Origin of the sequence: Rheinheimera hassiensis (genome assembly GCF_022436675.1) — a bacterium.
Classification (GTDB): domain Bacteria; phylum Pseudomonadota; class Gammaproteobacteria; order Enterobacterales; family Alteromonadaceae; genus Alishewanella; species Alishewanella hassiensis.
Genome location: NZ_JAKUJZ010000062.1, coordinates 1 through 248, shown reverse-complemented (window position 1 = coordinate 248; position 248 = coordinate 1). Strand labels below are relative to the sequence as shown.

The 248-nt window shown below is 43.5% G+C and carries 1 protein-coding gene; it reads right to left on the bottom strand.

Annotated elements, in window-relative coordinates; all coding sequences use genetic code 11:
• The coding region (locus MJX74_RS21650) for an O-antigen ligase family protein (protein WP_240225087.1) at positions 1-248 on the bottom strand (248 nt) is incomplete at both ends.

The window sequence follows — 248 nt, the reverse complement described above, 5'->3', positions numbered from 1 at the left end:
GGTTAAGAAGTCCATCACGTTGCCTGAAAGAAATGCCGCCAAGAGCATGAAGGCAATGGACAAAAACATCGAACTAATGAGGTATGTCCGCAGTTGTTTATTCATTAGCCACTTGATCAGAGCATAGAGCATGATCACGACGTAAGGACCGATAAACAGTAGCATGCCGACCCAGCCAAGGGAATAGACCTGACTGGTAAAATCACGCTCTAGATTGAAGATATTGGTTTCTCTGGTATAAGAAATAC